The organism is Bradyrhizobium sp. SZCCHNR1098, from assembly GCF_032489375.1.
Lineage (GTDB): Bacteria > Pseudomonadota > Alphaproteobacteria > Rhizobiales > Xanthobacteraceae > Bradyrhizobium.
This window is the reverse complement of the sequence record NZ_JAUEXY010000013.1, coordinates 1-14,198: the sequence shown is the minus strand read 5'-3', so window position 1 is coordinate 14,198 and position 14,198 is coordinate 1. Positions and strand designations below refer to the sequence as shown.

Annotated in this window: 13 protein-coding genes; 7 read left to right on the top strand and 6 right to left on the bottom strand. The window is 65.0% G+C overall.

What is annotated here, in order from left to right; genetic code table 11:
* Positions 1–9 precede the first annotated feature (9 nt).
* Positions 10–273 (bottom strand): hypothetical protein, encoded by a 264-nt coding sequence (locus QX135_RS24900; protein ID WP_315796627.1) that lies wholly within the window; start codon positions 271–273, stop codon positions 10–12.
* Between the two features lie 685 nt (positions 274–958).
* Here QX135_RS24900 and QX135_RS24895 point away from each other — a divergent pair.
* On the top strand, positions 959–1,144 hold the full coding sequence (locus tag QX135_RS24895) for a hypothetical protein (protein ID WP_315739092.1): 186 nt from the start codon (positions 959–961) through the stop codon (positions 1,142–1,144).
* 31 nt (positions 1,145–1,175) lie between these two features.
* Here the strand turns inward: QX135_RS24895 and QX135_RS24890 are convergent, their stop codons facing one another.
* Together QX135_RS24890 and QX135_RS24885 are read right to left on the bottom strand one after the other, a co-directional pair.
* Entirely contained in the window at positions 1,176–2,114 is a 939-nt protein-coding gene (locus tag QX135_RS24890; RefSeq protein ID WP_315739093.1) for a hypothetical protein, read from the bottom strand.
* Between the two features lie 103 nt (positions 2,115–2,217).
* On the bottom strand, positions 2,218–6,072 hold the full coding sequence (locus QX135_RS24885) for an ATP-binding protein (protein ID WP_315771502.1): 3,855 nt from the start codon (positions 6,070–6,072) through the stop codon (positions 2,218–2,220).
* Between the two features lie 165 nt (positions 6,073–6,237).
* Here QX135_RS24885 and QX135_RS24880 point away from each other — a divergent pair, with 165 nt between their 5' ends.
* Complete coding sequence (locus tag QX135_RS24880; protein ID WP_315739096.1) at positions 6,238–7,542, top strand: divalent metal cation transporter; 1,305 nt, start codon at positions 6,238–6,240, stop codon at positions 7,540–7,542.
* A gap of 195 nt (positions 7,543–7,737) precedes the next feature.
* Positions 7,738–9,369 carry an NAD-dependent malic enzyme gene (locus QX135_RS24875; RefSeq protein ID WP_316234368.1) on the top strand — a complete coding sequence of 544 codons (1,632 nt, stop codon included), beginning with the start codon at positions 7,738–7,740 and terminating at the stop codon, positions 9,367–9,369.
* 55 nt (positions 9,370–9,424) lie between these two features.
* Here the strand turns inward: QX135_RS24875 and rocF are convergent, their stop codons facing one another.
* Entirely contained in the window at positions 9,425–10,399 is a 975-nt protein-coding gene (gene rocF / locus QX135_RS24870) for an arginase (RefSeq protein WP_315796528.1), read from the bottom strand.
* A gap of 198 nt (positions 10,400–10,597) precedes the next feature.
* On the opposite strand from rocF, the gene QX135_RS24865 reads away from it, so the two are divergent.
* Complete coding sequence (locus tag QX135_RS24865) at positions 10,598–10,858, top strand: hypothetical protein (RefSeq protein WP_316180393.1); 261 nt, start codon at positions 10,598–10,600, stop codon at positions 10,856–10,858.
* 10 nt (positions 10,859–10,868) lie between these two features.
* Here QX135_RS24865 and QX135_RS24860 read toward each other — a convergent pair whose 3' ends face one another.
* Complete coding sequence (locus QX135_RS24860; protein WP_315796527.1) at positions 10,869–11,987, bottom strand: OpgC domain-containing protein; 1,119 nt, start codon at positions 11,985–11,987, stop codon at positions 10,869–10,871.
* Positions 11,988–12,413: 426 nt separating this feature from the next.
* On the opposite strand from QX135_RS24860, the gene QX135_RS24855 reads away from it, so the two are divergent.
* From QX135_RS24855 to QX135_RS24845, 3 genes are all read left to right on the top strand, one after another.
* Positions 12,414–12,662 (top strand): hypothetical protein, encoded by a 249-nt coding sequence (locus tag QX135_RS24855; RefSeq protein WP_315739099.1) that lies wholly within the window; start codon positions 12,414–12,416, stop codon positions 12,660–12,662.
* Between the two features lie 275 nt (positions 12,663–12,937).
* Positions 12,938–13,090, top strand: coding sequence for a hypothetical protein (locus QX135_RS24850; protein WP_315796526.1), 153 nt, complete (start codon positions 12,938–12,940; stop codon positions 13,088–13,090).
* A 151-nt stretch (positions 13,091–13,241) separates the two neighbouring features.
* Positions 13,242–13,556, top strand: coding sequence for a c-type cytochrome (locus QX135_RS24845; RefSeq protein WP_315739101.1), 315 nt, complete (start codon positions 13,242–13,244; stop codon positions 13,554–13,556).
* 108 nt (positions 13,557–13,664) lie between these two features.
* Here QX135_RS24845 and QX135_RS24840 read toward each other — a convergent pair whose 3' ends face one another.
* Positions 13,665–14,018, bottom strand: a complete 354-nt coding sequence (locus QX135_RS24840) for a phasin (protein ID WP_315739142.1) — start codon at positions 14,016–14,018, stop codon at positions 13,665–13,667.
* Between the last annotated feature and the right edge of the window lie 180 nt (positions 14,019–14,198).

The window sequence follows — 14,198 nt, the reverse complement described above, 5'->3', positions numbered from 1 at the left end:
CCACCGGGATCACTCATCCACCTGCTCCCCATCGTGCTCATCCGGATGCACGATGACACGTTCGATGCGGTGGATCAGCTCGAGGGCGCCGTCCTCGCTGTTCTGCAGCGCCTGAGGCGCCTTCCCCCAACCGCGGTCGAGGATGGCGTTGGCGGCGGATACGCGCGCGGCATGTGTCGCCTTCGGTGAGCGCATCACGCCAACCAGCGTGTTGATCGCCGTCTTGGTGTGGCTGCGGGCCATCGAGCGAATTTCGGTGATCGTCTTCGACATGGTCACGTCCCTGATATCATGGGTGATGAATGCGAGGGTGGTGATCGTCACGAGATCGCATCGGCGGCTGCGACCATCACCAGGCCGATCAGGGCGAGCGCAATGAGGTAGGCGGTCATCTTCCTCTCTCCTGGGCGAAGGAAAAGCGCGGCAGATCGCAGCCGAAAGCGCGATCGTTTCAGGCGCGAACCCTATCCCTCGGCTCAAGCAAGGGACCGCTGCGGGTGAAGCGACGGTCGCCACGCCCACGCACCGGCCCGTTCGCGCGGGCCGGCGAGTATCCGGATGTTCGAAGTTGTCTGCGCGCTGCACGACGCGCGATGAATAGCCGACGATCGTGGTCGACAGCCGATGCCGGGCTGCGCTGCTCAAGTCAAAATGCCCGCGGACAACGCGGCATCATCTTGTTCGGAAAATTCGATAATGACACTATGCCGGTGATTTGCCCGACATGTCAAATTTGATCGAAATGCGGCGGTCAGGCTTTGCGATTTCGATAACCGCCGCTCCAAATCCGGGCCGAGCCAATAAAAAGCCCGCTGCCGAGTTCGCGGCGCGGGCTTTATGGTTTCTTCGACGATGTCAAAATGCGCCTGATTTGCCCGACGTGTCAAGCGCAGATAGTTGCGCCGATCGGCAATGCTACTTCAGCCCGTCGGGCGCGGCCGGTGGAGGAGGTCTTCCGATGTATGTCGTTGCGGTCGTACTGGCCGGCTTGTCCGCCCTGTTCTACGCGGCGGGTCAGCACCAGCTGGGATCGGTCGGCGCCGATGTCTGTCAATATGGCAGCCTGTTCTGCGACAAGCCGCACTACATGATGACCGGCGCGTTGCTCGCCGGCCTCTGGGCCAAGTTCGTGAGCATGCGCTGAGACGGGCCGGCGCGCAGCTTCGATCACCCCGTCAGTTCTTGATCGCGTAGAGTGGCGTTCTCACCGTCAGCTGATAGACCGGCTTCGGCGCCCAGGCGATTTGCGCGGTGATGCCGAACAGCCGGTTGTCATCGTCATCCATGCGATCGAGATCGAGCCTGACCAGCGGCTGCGTGTAGGACGCGATCGGCGTGATGGCGAGCAGCTGCGCGCCACCGAACGACTGGATGCCGACGCGCGCGGAGACCTTCCAGTTGTTCTCCCACTGGTAGAAGCCGCCGATATAGCCGGCGGTCGTGCTCCCGACATGCGCGAGCGCGGAATCGACCTCGACATGGGTGTATTGAACGCCCGCGAGCCAGCCGCGCGTCTCATCCGGATCGAGCGCGTATTTGGCTTCGATGACGGTGTTGAACGAGGTGGTCGCCAATGGCGAGTCCGGCACCGACCGTGTCAGCGTCGACTGCAAGGTCAGCGTCGGAAGCGTGCCGCCGTTCTGCTGATAGACGTCGGCCTGGAAGCCGAGGAACCAGCTGGTGATGGCCACGTCGGCCCAGCCGGACAGGCCGTTGTAGGAGGTGCTTCCGGTGAACCCGGCCCAAAGCGACAAGGCGTCGCCGAGATCGACGGTGAGCGGAACGTCGACGCCAAGGCCCTGGTTGGTCGGAGCCGAAAGTTGCGGCCGTCCGGGCAAAGCCGGCCGGTCAAGCAGCTTGCGCAAGGTCGCGAGCTGCGAGAGGGTTCCGAACAGGGACGTGTCGCCCAGGCCGGTCGACAACGTGCCCCCTGGCACGTAGGCATAGTTCGTCCGGAAGTCGATGTAGACATTGGCGAGACCCGATGCGGGCTCGTCCGCATCATCGTCCTTGGCAAACGCGCTGCTGCAGACGACCAGCGCCGCACACGCGGCCAGAGCAAATGAGCGCCGCGGCACGCAACGCCCGCGCGGCAACGATTCCACGTCTGCCATGAGACCTCCCCCAGCGCCCAAAAATACGCCGCCCGGGCACCATCCTTCAAGTGCGGATCACGAGCGCGATGCCGACGTCAGGGGAAAGCCGCGGCGCGCGTCGTCAGGACGACGCCGACTTGGCGCCTTCCTCGCGTGCGGCCATGACCTGACGCAGCACGCGCGAGAGCTCATCGACCGAGTAGGGCTTCTGGATGAGACTGAAACCGTGGCGGTCGCCGTCGGCGAGGGCGTGGCTGTAGCCGCTGTTGAGCACGATCGGAATCATCGGGAGCCGGCGACGGATTTCCCGGCCGAGCGTGACTCCGTCCATTCCGGGCATCACGACGTCGCTGAGCACGAGATCGAAGCCACCGGGATTCGCGTCGATCAAGCGCAGCGCATCGTTTGCGCTGCGCGCCAGCACGGTTCGATAGCCGAGATCCTCGAGCAGCTGGGTCGAGAATTCGCCGATCTCCGGGTTGTCCTCGACGACCAGCACGTTCCAGCGCGCGACGACCATGTCCGGAGTGTGCTCGGTCCGCTCGCGCAGCTCCAACGGCTTGTGCGTGCGCGGCAGCAGCAGGGTCAGCGTCGTCCCCTTGCCGACCTCGCTCTCCGCCAACACCCGTCCGCCGGACTGGTGCACGAAGCCGTAGACCTGGGACAGGCCGAGACCCGTGCCGCGCCCGACTCCCTTGGTCGTGAAGAACGGCTCGAAGATGCGGTCGATCTGATCGGGCGCAATGCCGCATCCAGTGTCGCTGACGGCGATCGAGACGAATTGCGGCCGCCCGGGCTGGCCGTCCTGCGGCAGCAGCTGACCGCGAATGGTCAGGACGCCCCGGCCTTCCATCGCGTCCCGCGCATTGGCAACGAGATTGACGAGGGCCGTGTCGAACTGGTTGATGTCGACATCGACCGGAAGCGGCCGCGCTTGCAGGTCGAGCTCGATCGCGGCCGGCGCACCGAGCACGGTCTGCAGCATCTCTTCGATCTGCTCGATATGCCCCGCGGCATCGAAGACGCGGCGCTCCATCGGCGTCCGCCGCGCGAAGGCGAGCAACTGTCCGGTGAGCTTGGCGGCGCGATCCGCCGTGTTCGAGATCGCATCCACGTAGCGCCGCATGCGCTCCGGGGACAGCTGGCGCCGGCGCAACAGGTCGGCCGAGGACCGGATCACGGTCAGGAGATTGTTGAAGTCGTGCGCGACGCCGCCGGTGAGCTGGCCGATCGCCTCCATCTTCTGGGCCTGGCGGAACGCCTCCTCCGCCTTGCGCCGTTCGGTCAACTCGACCGCCTCGGGCACGATGGCGACCACCTGTCCGGTCTCGTCCCGCACCGGCCGCATCTGGAAGTCGAACCACCGTGAGCCGCCGACCGGCAGCTCGAGCTGCAACTCCTGGCGGGCCCCGTCGCCGCGAGCGACGGCGTCGACCAGGGATCTGATCAGCTCGGGCGTGCCGGGCGTCCCCGCAAACCACGGCGTCTCCCAGAATGGCAGCCCTGCGACCTCGTGCAGGGGCGCAGCGATCGCTTCGAGCGAGGTCGCATTGGCATCCAGAAGCGTCCCATCGGACGAGAGCAGCGCTTGGAACGTGTAGCTCGCCTCGAAGATCGTCCGCAACCGCGCCTCCTTGGTCTGCAGCTCCGCGGTACGCTCGGAGACCTGCGTCTCCAGGCGCTCGTTCAGCTCACGCAGCGTGGTCTCGGCCTCGTGCCGCACCCGCGACAGATCGATATTGGCGCGCACCCGCGCCAGCAGCTCGCGCGCGCTGAACGGCTTGGTGAGATAGTCGCTCGCCCCGGCATCAAGCCCCTCGACCTTGGCCTCCTCGCCGGCGCGCGCCGACAGCATGACCACAGGAATGTCGCGAAGCTGCGCATCGCTACGCAGCGCTTTCAGCAGGCCGAAGCCGTCGAGCCCCGGCATCATGACGTCGGTCAGCACCAGATCGGGGCGGCGCCGTCGGACCGCCTCGAGGGCCGCCATGCCGTCGCTGACCGCCTCCACGTCATAATCCTCGCCGAGCAGACGGCGGACGTAGTCGCGCATGTCGGGATTGTCGTCCGCGAGCACCACGCGATCACGGGCCGATGCCGTCGCGGAGCGGACTCCGAGGTCGTCGGATGATGACGGGTGAGGAAGCTCGAACGGCACACCGCCGTTCAGCCACCCGAGCGCCTCCTCGATGTAGGCCTCGGCCCGCACGTTGGTAACGGTCAGGACATGGGAAGGTCCGATCTGGCCCGCTGGCAGATGCGCCGAGCCAAGCGGAATTCGCACGGTGAAGACCGAGCCGCGGCCGAGCGCGCTGTCTACAGCGATCTCCCCGCCGTGAAGCCTCACCAGTTCCTGAACGAGAGCGAGACCGATGCCGCTGCCCTCGAAGGATCGGCCGCGCGCGCCTTCGATGCGACGAAACCGTTCGAACAGGTGCGGCAGCTCACTGGGCGGGATGCCGGTGCCGGTGTCGCGAACCTTGAGCTCGGCATGATTGCGGTCGGTGGACAAGCCGATCGACACCGCGATTTCACCTTCGAAGGTGAACTTGAACGCGTTCGACACCAGATTGAGAACGATCTTCTCCCACATGTCGCGGTCGACATACACCGGCTCGGACAGGGGCTTGGGGTCGATGATGAGACGCAGGCCGGCAGGATCCGTCGCCGAGCGGAAGTTGGACACGAGCTCGGCAGTGAAGACCGCAAGATCGATCGGCTCGAAGTGCGCGGTCATGCGGCCGGCCTCGATGCGCGAAAAGTCGAGCAGCGTGTTCACGAGCTTCAGCAGGCGAATGCCGTTGCGGTGGATCAGGCTGAGGACGGATCGCGCTTCGGAGGTGAGTTGGGCCTCGTCGCGGCCGAGCAGGTCTTCCAGCGGGCTCAACATCAGCGTCAGCGGCGTACGAAACTCGTGGCTGATGTTGGAAAAGAACGTCGTCTTGGCGCGGTCGATTTCGGCCAGCGCTTCCGCGCGGCGCCGCTCTGCCTGATAGGCCCCGCCATTGCTGACGGCCGCTGCAATCTGCCCCGCGACGAGGTTCAGGAAGCGGGCATAGCTCTCGTCGTAGAGGCGGAACGGATTGAGACCTGCGATGACGAAGCCGCCCCATCCGGCTTCCCCCGACGCGGGCAGCGGAAGCACAACGGCGTGCTGTGGCGGCTGACGCCATCCGCCGGTCGGAAAGCTGAGGCCGAACCGCCGCGGAAGATCGCGAACCAGCACCGCATCCTGCAGCCTCAGCGCTTCAGCCAGAGGCCACGTTCCTTCCGGCTGAATTCCCAGCCTCGGCTGAACGGCGGGATGATCGCGGTCGATGCCGGTCAAGGCCTCCAGCCGCGCCGCCTCGCCGTCCGGGTCGGTCATGTAGATCATCGCGAAAGGAAGGTCGCGCGACTCCCGCGCCAAGGCGTCCGCGCAGCTTGCGCAGGCCTGGTCGATGCTGCGGGCCCCAGCCCCGGCATTTGCGAACTCGCGCAGCAGCGAGAGCTGGCGCTCGCTGATCACGCGCTGGGTGTCATCGGTGTTGGCGCAGAAGATTCCTCCGGGCGATCCATCGTCGTCCGGTATGGGACTGTAGGAGAACGTGTAGTAGGTCTCCTCGGGAAAGCCGTTGCGCTCCATGATCAGGAGCTGCGCCTCGACATAGGTGCCCTGGTCACCGCCGCCGGCCTTTGCCAGCAGCGGACCGATGTCCTCCCAGATCTCGTGCCAGACCGCGGACGTCGGGCGACCGAGAGCCCAGGGATGCTTGCCGCCGATGATGGTCTTGTAAGCATCATTGTAGAGATAGATCAGCTCCCTTCCCCAACCGATCCAGATCGGCTGTTGGGATGTCAGCATGAGCCTGACGGCCGTCTTCAGGCTCTGCGGCCAATGCTCCGGCGTTCCGATCGAGGTGCTCTCCCAATCGAACCGCAACATCAGTCCGGCCAGCTCACTGCCTCCGGCGAAAAGCCTCTCGCGCTCGGCCATGCCGAGCTCCTGATCATGCCCTGTTTGCCGCTGGTCCGGCACGCGTCCCCCTTGGTCGAAATCCGACGTGATCTGGAACGCTGGTACTCCCCTCCGGTTCCGGAGCCGGGAACGAAAAGAGGGCGTGCGACTTCGAGAGACATACACCGCCGGGGGAGCACTGCCATGGCCATGACCGTTGCATCCGAACCGAACAAACCGAAACGGTCGCCCTGGAGCGTATTCCGGGTTTTGGGTCCAGGTCTCGTGACCGGTGCCGCCGACGACGATCCGTCGGGAATAGCGACGTACTCCCAGGCTGGCGCGCAGTTCGGTTACGGGCTGTTGTGGACGGTCTTTCTGACCGCGCCTTTCATGATCGCGATCCAGCTGGTGAGCGCGCGCATCGGCCGTGTCACCGGCAAAGGGCTGGCGGCCAACATCACCGCGCTTGCGCCACGCGGGATCGTCTTCGGCCTCGTCGCCCTCCTGGTCGGCGCCAACACCTTCAACATCGCAGCCGACATCGCGGCGATGGCGGAGGCGCTGTCGCTGGTGATCGGCGGTCTCAACCATGAGCACGCGCTGATCTTCGCCGCCGGGTCGACGCTGCTCCAGGTATTCCTGCCCTATCGCCGCTACGCACCTTTCATCAAGGTGCTGACCCTCAGCCTGTTCGCCTACGTCGCGACCGCCTTGATGGTCGAAGTGCCCTGGAGCACGGCGCTGCTCGCGGCGGTATGGCCCAGCCCCTCGACGGAGGCCGACTATCTGCTGACGGTGGTGGCCGTCCTCGGCACCACCATCAGCCCTTACCTGTTCTTCTGGCAGGCCTCGCAGGAGGTCGAGGAGATGAACCAGGGCAAGGTCGACCGTCCCTTGCGCGAGCTGTCGAAGAAGGACCACCCCGACCTCCGACGGATCAGGATCGACACCACGATCGGCATGATCTTCTCGAACGCAATCGCGTTCTTCATCATCGTGACGACCGCCACGGTGCTGCACGCGCATGGCATCACCAGGATCGACTCGGCGACGCAGGCGGCCGAAGCCCTGCGCCCGCTCGCGGGCGACCTCACCTTCCTGTTGTTCGCGCTCGGCATCATCGGGACCGGCATGCTGGCGATCCCGGTGCTGGCGGGCTCGGCGGCATACGCCGTCGCCGAGACCTTCGGCTGGCACGCGACCCTGGAGGCCAAGCCGGACGAGGCGGTCGGCTTCTACAGCATCATTGCTGCCGCCACGATCATCGGCTTCGGGCTCGGCTTCACCGGCATCGACCCGATCCACATGCTGGTGTGGAGCGCCGTGCTCAACGGCATCGCCGCCGTGCCGATCATGGCGATGATGATGGTGATCGTGTCCAATGCCGGGCTGATGGGCCGCTTCCGCGGACGGTCCTGGCTGATCGCCCTGGGATGGATCGGGACAGGTATCATGGCCATCGCCGTGCTGGCCCTGCTGTGGTCATTCGTCACGGGCCGCGCCTAGCGACCATCGCGTTTCCCTCTGCGTCAGCTGCAACGCAGTTGCACAATGTCATTGGTGCAACGCGGGACGTAAACTGTGTTAACAGTCCGTTCCCGCCATCCCGCCGCGATTGATGCCGATCAACGCTGGGCGCGCTCCGGTATGGCGGTGCTCGAACAAAGGACCTCGGAGACTGCCTTGACCCAACCGCAACGCATGAGCGCACCGACGCTATCCCCCTATTCCCCGCGCGGACTCGCGCTGCTGCGCGATCCGCTGCTCAACAAGGGCACCGGCTTCACCGAGCAGGAGCGCGATGCGCTCGGCCTGCGCGGCTTCCTGCCCGCCGGCGTGATGTCGATGCAGGCCCAGGCAGAGCGGATCCTGGTCAATCTTCGCAGCCTGTCCAGCGACCTCGAGAAGTACGTGGCACTGAATGCACTGCACGACCGCAACGAAGCGCTGTTCTTCCGGGTGGTCTGCGACAACATCGACGAGATCCAGCCGCTGATCTACACGCCGACCGTCGGCCTCGCCTGCCAGAAATTCGGCCTGATCTTCCAGCGTCCGCGCGGCCTGTTCATCTCGGCCAATGACCGCGGCCGGATCGCGGAGATCCTCGCCAACTGGCCATATCGCGCCAAGCTGATCGTCGTCACCGACGGTGAGCGCATTCTCGGGCTCGGCGATCTCGGCGCCAACGGCATGGGCATTCCGGTCGGCAAGCTGTCGCTGTACTCGGCCTGCGCCGGCATTCATCCGGAGGAGTGCCTGCCGGTCATGCTCGATGTCGGCACCAACAACGAAGAGCTTCTGGCCGACCCCTACTACATTGGGCTGCGCCAGAAGCGCCTTACGGGCGAAGCTTATGACACGTTCGTCGACGAGTTCATGACGGCCGCGCGCGCCGCCTTCCCGGGCGTGCTGATCCAGTTCGAGGATTTCGCCAACCACGCCGCGTTCAAGCTGCTGCACAAATATCGCGACGACACCTGCGTCTTCAACGACGACATCCAGGGCACCGCAGCCGTGGCGCTCGCCGGCCTGTTCTCGGCGCAGCGTATCACTGGCGGCAAGCTGCGCGACCAGACCGTGCTGTTCCTCGGCGCCGGCGAGGCGGCCACCGGCATCGCGGATCTCGTCGTCTCCGCCATGATGGCCGAGGGCCTGTCCGAAGCCGAGGCGCTGCGGCGCAACTGGCTGATGGACTCGCGCGGCCTCGTCATCAAGGGGCGAGAGAACCTGCACGGCCATAAGCTACGCTATGCGCACGATCAGGCCCCGATCGCAGACTTCCTGACCGCGATCAGGACGCTGAAGCCGACCGCGATCGTCGGCGTTGCGGCCGTCGGCGGCGCCTTCACGCCGGAAGTGCTGCAGGCCATGGCCGAGCTGAACGAGCGCCCCATCATCTTTGCGCTCTCAAATCCGACCTCGAAGGCGGAATGCTCGGCGGAGTCGGCCTATCGCTACACCCAGGGCCGCGCGCTGTTCGCCTGCGGCAGCCCCTACGATCCGGTCAAGCTCGACGGCAAGACCTTCGTGCCGCGCCAGGGCAACAACTCCTACATCTTCCCCGGTGTCGGCCTTGGCGTCATCGCCAGCGGCGCGCGGCTGGTGACGAACGAGATGTTCATGGCTGCCGCGCACACCCTGGCGAACTGCGTCACCGGCGCCGATCTCGAGCAGGGCAGCCTGTACCCGGCGCTGCCGCGCATCCGCGAGGTGTCTGCCCAGATCGGCGCCGCGGTGGCCGGCGTTGCCTATCAGAACGGGCTCGCCACGGGGCCGGCGCCGAACGATCTGCTCGGCTTGGTCGAGTCGAAGATGTACGACGCCCGCTACTGAGCTCGACGCCCTCGGATGCCTCGAGCTCACCAGCGGCGAGCGAAGAGGCATCCGCCTATTGGTCCGGCACGATCGCGTTCGTGGGCGTTGGCCGATCGGTAATCTGCTGGCCGAACAGGCTGGCGATCAGTTCGACTGCGACCCGCGCGGTCTTGCCGCGCTCGTCCAGGAATGGGTTGAGCTCGACGATATCGACCGAACGCACCAGCCCGGAATCGTGCAGCATCTCCATGATGAGATGAGCCTCGCGATAGGTCGCGCCGCCAGGTACGGTCGTGCCGACGCCGGGGGCCACCTCGGGATCGAGGAAGTCGACATCGAAGCTCACATGCAGGACGCCGTTCCGCGCACGAACCTTGTCGAGGATCCGGCGCGTCAGTACGCCGACGCCGAACTCGTCGATGGCGCGCATGTCGGCGATGCTGATACGACGGAGACGCAGCAGCTCCTTTTCCGCCCTGTCGATCGAGCGGATGCCGAACAGCTCCAACTGATCTGGGGTGATGGGCGTGCGCGCCTCGTCGCCGAGCAGGCCGTCGAGACCCGGCTCGCCACACAGGAACGCGGCGGACATGCCGTGCATGTTCGCTGTGATGGTGGTTTCGGGCGTGTTGTAGTCGGCATGTGCGTCGAGCCAGAGCACGAACAGCTCCCGCCCGATCTCGCGGCAATGGCGCGCGATCCCGTTCACCGACCCCATCGACAGCGAATGGTCGCCGCCGAGAAACATCGGGATGGCGCCGGTCTGCGCCAGCTCGTGACTGCGACGCGCCAGCACCCGCGACCAGCGCTGGATCTGGCGATAGTGCTTGGCCTTCACCGGCGGCTCGTCACCGGGCTCCGTCATGTCGGCGATGCCGACATCGCCGTAGTCGGTGACATCGAGCCCGAGGCTTTCCAGCACGGTGATAAGACCTGCGGTGCGCAGCGCAGCAGGCCCCATCAGCGTGCCGCGGACCGACGCGCCGAGATCGATCGGAGCACCAAGGACGGCGATACGATGTGGCGCTTTAAGGTCTGGAGAAGCCAAGACGGAATCCTTTCATCGACGGCCGGGCGCCCAGCGTAGCGCGATTTTGCACCGCGCGCTTCGCCGGCGATGCGTCTCGGTCCCAGGGAACCAATCGCATCAGCCGGCATTTCCCACGAGCGTTACATGCGCCCCTCGGCCGAATCGCGTCGGCACGAGGGTGCCAATCCGACGAGCCGCGGCAAGAAGGCAACGACAGTGAGCAGCGAAACGTTCGAAACACCTCCGCAGCCGGGCGTCGCCGAACGCGCGCTCGACACCGCGACGGACATGTCGCATGCACTCGGCGAAGTGGTGGGTACCCTGAGTGCGGCCGTGGACCGGCTGAGCGAAGCGGCAAGGGACGCGCGGCGGCCCGGGACCGCCCAGTCGACCATCAGCGCGATCACCCGCGAGGCCCCGCTCGCGAGCCTGTTCGTCGCCTTCCTGCTCGGGGTCACCGTCGCACGCCGGCGTTGAGGAACGGCGGTCAGAACAGCCGCGGCCCGCGCCGGTCGAGCTGCGATTCCCATGTCAGCAGCGTGGCCGCGATGGTCATGATCGCAATCCCGGCGACACTGATCAGCAGCTGCATCGCCAACCCGCTCGCCACGTCGGTCAGCACGACCTGGCCGAGGAAGGCCAGCAGCACACCCTGGCAATAGATCGGGAGCGAGTTCTCGCCGCACCTGATCATGGCCGTCATCAGCGGACGGATTGGCCCCTTCCAGTCCCGCGGAGCCAGCCGCGACACCACGAAGGCAAGCGCCAGGAAGTGCAACAACCGCACCGGCGCCAGGTGGCTCTTGTAGATCGGATAGATCAGGCCGCTGATGACCGACGGGATCAGATTCTCGAGACTCTTGAACTCCCAGCTGAGCGCCATCAACAGGCTGAACGCGAGATAGCCGATCGCCACGATCAACAGCGCTCGCGAGTCGAGGAGCGGACGCAGGCGTGTGGCGCCAGCACAGCCATACCAGGCACCGATCACGAACAGGAATTGCCAGGCGAACGGATTGAAATACAGCTCGCCGCTCGGCCACGCCGGCGCCTGCCAGCTGAACAGCTGAACCATCATGTAGAGCAGGAATGAAAGCACCAGCGTCAACGTCGCGCTGGTGATCATCAGCCACAGGATGACGGGAAAGCAGATGTGCAGGATTGCAAACGTCAGCAGGATGTCGGTGTTGACGGGCGCGAATTGCAGCAGCGCCACATGCACCAGCGTGGGCCCGGGCTCGCGAAAGAAGAAGCCGGTGTTGGTCTCGTCGACGAAGCGCGTGCCGCCGCCGATCACCCAGACCAGCGCCGCATAGGCGAGCAGCAGCACCAGGAACGCCGCATAGATCTCCCAGGCGCGCCGCAGCGCCCGCACCACCGTGGTCGCCCAGCCCTGCTTCGGCAGCGCTCCGCCATAGGCGAGCATGCAGGTGTAGCCGGAGACGAAGACGAACACCTCGGAGGTGTCGCTGAAGCCGTAGTTGCGCAGCGTCAGCCACGCCAGCGAATTGTCCGGAACATGATCGATGAAGATGAACCAGAGGGCGAGCCCCCGGAACGCGTCGACCCGGAGGTCACGACCTCCGTTGCCGTTGCCGGCTGCCACGCTATCCGTCCTCGCCAGCTCTTGATCATCGGCAAACAAGATGGACCTCGTCTCGGGATGGCCGACCAACATCGACTCCGGCATGCATGTTGTGCCTTAATATCTCCTGCCGGTCATCGATCGGAACTCGAATCCGCCGCACGCGTCGTCCACCCTTCCGGCAGATTTCGAGGTTGGCCATTGAGCGCAGCCCCCCGTTTGCGTCTTCAGGCTGCCCCCCGTCATTTCAGCCGATTGTGCACGGCCAATATCCGTACTCGAAAAGTGTGCACGGAAGCCGGGTGCCTGTGGAACATTGTCGGCATGGTGGTGTTAAGCATCTCACCACCGCCGGACTGGCAATTGTTCCAGTCCCGTATTTGCCCGGATTGATTGTAGATTGCTTAGACGTTGACTTGTAGTGGAAATGTTGACAGGGGGGGTTCCGTGATCCACCGAGGTGTCCAATATACGGTCGTGGCGACTGCTGAACCGGACATGTGGGAATGGCGGTACGAGTTCGGCGATCAGATCAAGACCGGACGCACCCAGACCAGACTCGCCGCGCTCGCGGCCCGGCGCGTGAAGTCGAAGATCGATGCGGCGCTCCGTGCGGCCCAAACGGGTTCCGTGTCCACGGTGAATGTCGCCGAACGGATCGAGATGGCGAAGGCCGCATCGCATGGCCTGACCTGACTTTCTCTCTCTCCGGCGGTCCGGCGCGCGCCGGACCGCTCATCGCCTGTTGAGACAGATCAAGGCATCGATGCCGGCATTTGTCATGTTCAGGCGATGGAAACTCTCATTTTTCGCTGCTCCCAGACGGGATCGAACGTTCAGATCGGCTTGGCCGCACCGGCTCTTGCCGACCAGTTCGATGCCTATGAGGCCGCCGCATGCCCAGCATGCGGCGGTACGCACCTCGTCAACAGGCTGAGCGGAAAGATGCTGAGCGACAGGGAGGGCTCGACATGTCCTACGTTGCGGAAGAGCTGACGATCACCGCCTCGACCGATGTGTCTCGCTCGGCCGAAATGTCCTGGCTGCGCCGCGCCGGCGCGCTCCTGAAGGCAATCGTCAGCCGGATCGACCTGTCCCATTTTCCCAAATCATGCTGTAATTGACGTCGAGATTCATCGACGCGCCGCGCGTGCCTGCGAGGCGGAGCCGCCAAGATCGCTCCTCTCCAGGGGCGAAACATTCCTTCGTGAGCCACCCGCCGTCACTCCGGCGAGGTATGCCACCACTCAACAGACAATGATCAGGAGCTCCTTGATGCACGCCTCGGTGATGAGAGTTATGGCGATCGCGATCGCGGCTGCGGCGTCGACACCGGCATGGGCCGCCGATCCGGATCACGGCGGGGATCTGGCCCGTCGCTGGTGCGCCTCATGCCACCTCATCGAAGGGACGCAGAAGCAGGCCAGCGCGGACGTTCCCACCTTCGCTCAGATTGCTCAGAAAACGGATTTCACGCCAGAGAAGGTCGCGTTTTTCCTGCTCGACCCGCATCCGAAGATGCCAAGCTTTCCGCTCAACCGGCTGGAGGCGGCCGACATCGCCGCCTATATCGGCAGCCTGCGAAAATAGGGCTGGGCTCTTTCGCCCGTCTCGTCCGCCCGTGTCCATTCGGCGGCAGCGCTGCCGCCGAGCTCTGTCCATGCAGACCGTCGCTCCTGCGACGGCGAGGCTCGCGCTTCAGCTCTTGGGTTCGGTCGCCTTGCTCGCGGCGGACATGATGCTCGACGTGATCGTCTTCATGTGCTCACCGGCGTTGGTGAACTGGCTGCGCAGGAACTCGGACTGGATCCGCATCGCCTCCTCGAGCTCGGTGGCGTGAACGAGCTTTCGAGCGTGTTCGAAAGCCGTCTTGATGTTCTGCTCGGTGAGAGTGAGCGCCTGCTTGGACATGTCGGCGGCAGGTCCGGGAACCGTGCCGATCGATTTGCCGGCTGCGTCGAAGAACATCTCGAACGCCTTTTCCGCCTGCGAGATGGTCTTTTCGGCCAGGTCCCGCAGTTCAGCGGGCACTTCCAGTTTGGTTTGGGTCATCGTTGCGTCCTCCACGACAGATCCAACTACCACATCCGACTCCCTGCGTCGCCGTACAAATAGATGCGGAAGAAAGCTGCGCGCCTGTCAGAGTGCGGCCATATGAGCTGCTGCCGGTTTGATGGACACCGAGATTGGGTGTTTCATGAAGCCGGAGGTGGGCGATGAAGAGACGGAAGT

What these genes read in the sequence shown, in the direction of transcription:
- QX135_RS24850 (WP_315796526.1), top strand. Translation starts at nt 12,938, where the DNA reads ATGTCCTACGTTGCGGAAGAGCTGACGATCACCGCCTCGACCGATGTG.
- QX135_RS24840 (WP_315739142.1), bottom strand. Translation starts at nt 14,018, where the DNA reads ATGACCCAAACCAAACTGGAAGTGCCCGCTGAACTGCGGGACCTGGCC.
- QX135_RS24900 (WP_315796627.1), bottom strand. Translation starts at nt 273, where the DNA reads ATGTCGAAGACGATCACCGAAATTCGCTCGATGGCCCGCAGCCACACC.
- QX135_RS24885 (WP_315771502.1), bottom strand. Translation starts at nt 6,072, where the DNA reads ATGGCCGAGCGCGAGAGGCTTTTCGCCGGAGGCAGTGAGCTGGCCGGA.
- QX135_RS24845 (WP_315739101.1), top strand. Translation starts at nt 13,242, where the DNA reads ATGCACGCCTCGGTGATGAGAGTTATGGCGATCGCGATCGCGGCTGCG.
- QX135_RS24895 (WP_315739092.1), top strand. Translation starts at nt 959, where the DNA reads ATGTATGTCGTTGCGGTCGTACTGGCCGGCTTGTCCGCCCTGTTCTAC.
- QX135_RS24890 (WP_315739093.1), bottom strand. Translation starts at nt 2,114, where the DNA reads ATGGCAGACGTGGAATCGTTGCCGCGCGGGCGTTGCGTGCCGCGGCGC.
- QX135_RS24875 (WP_316234368.1), top strand. Translation starts at nt 7,738, where the DNA reads ATGAGCGCACCGACGCTATCCCCCTATTCCCCGCGCGGACTCGCGCTG.
- QX135_RS24880 (WP_315739096.1), top strand. Translation starts at nt 6,238, where the DNA reads ATGGCCATGACCGTTGCATCCGAACCGAACAAACCGAAACGGTCGCCC.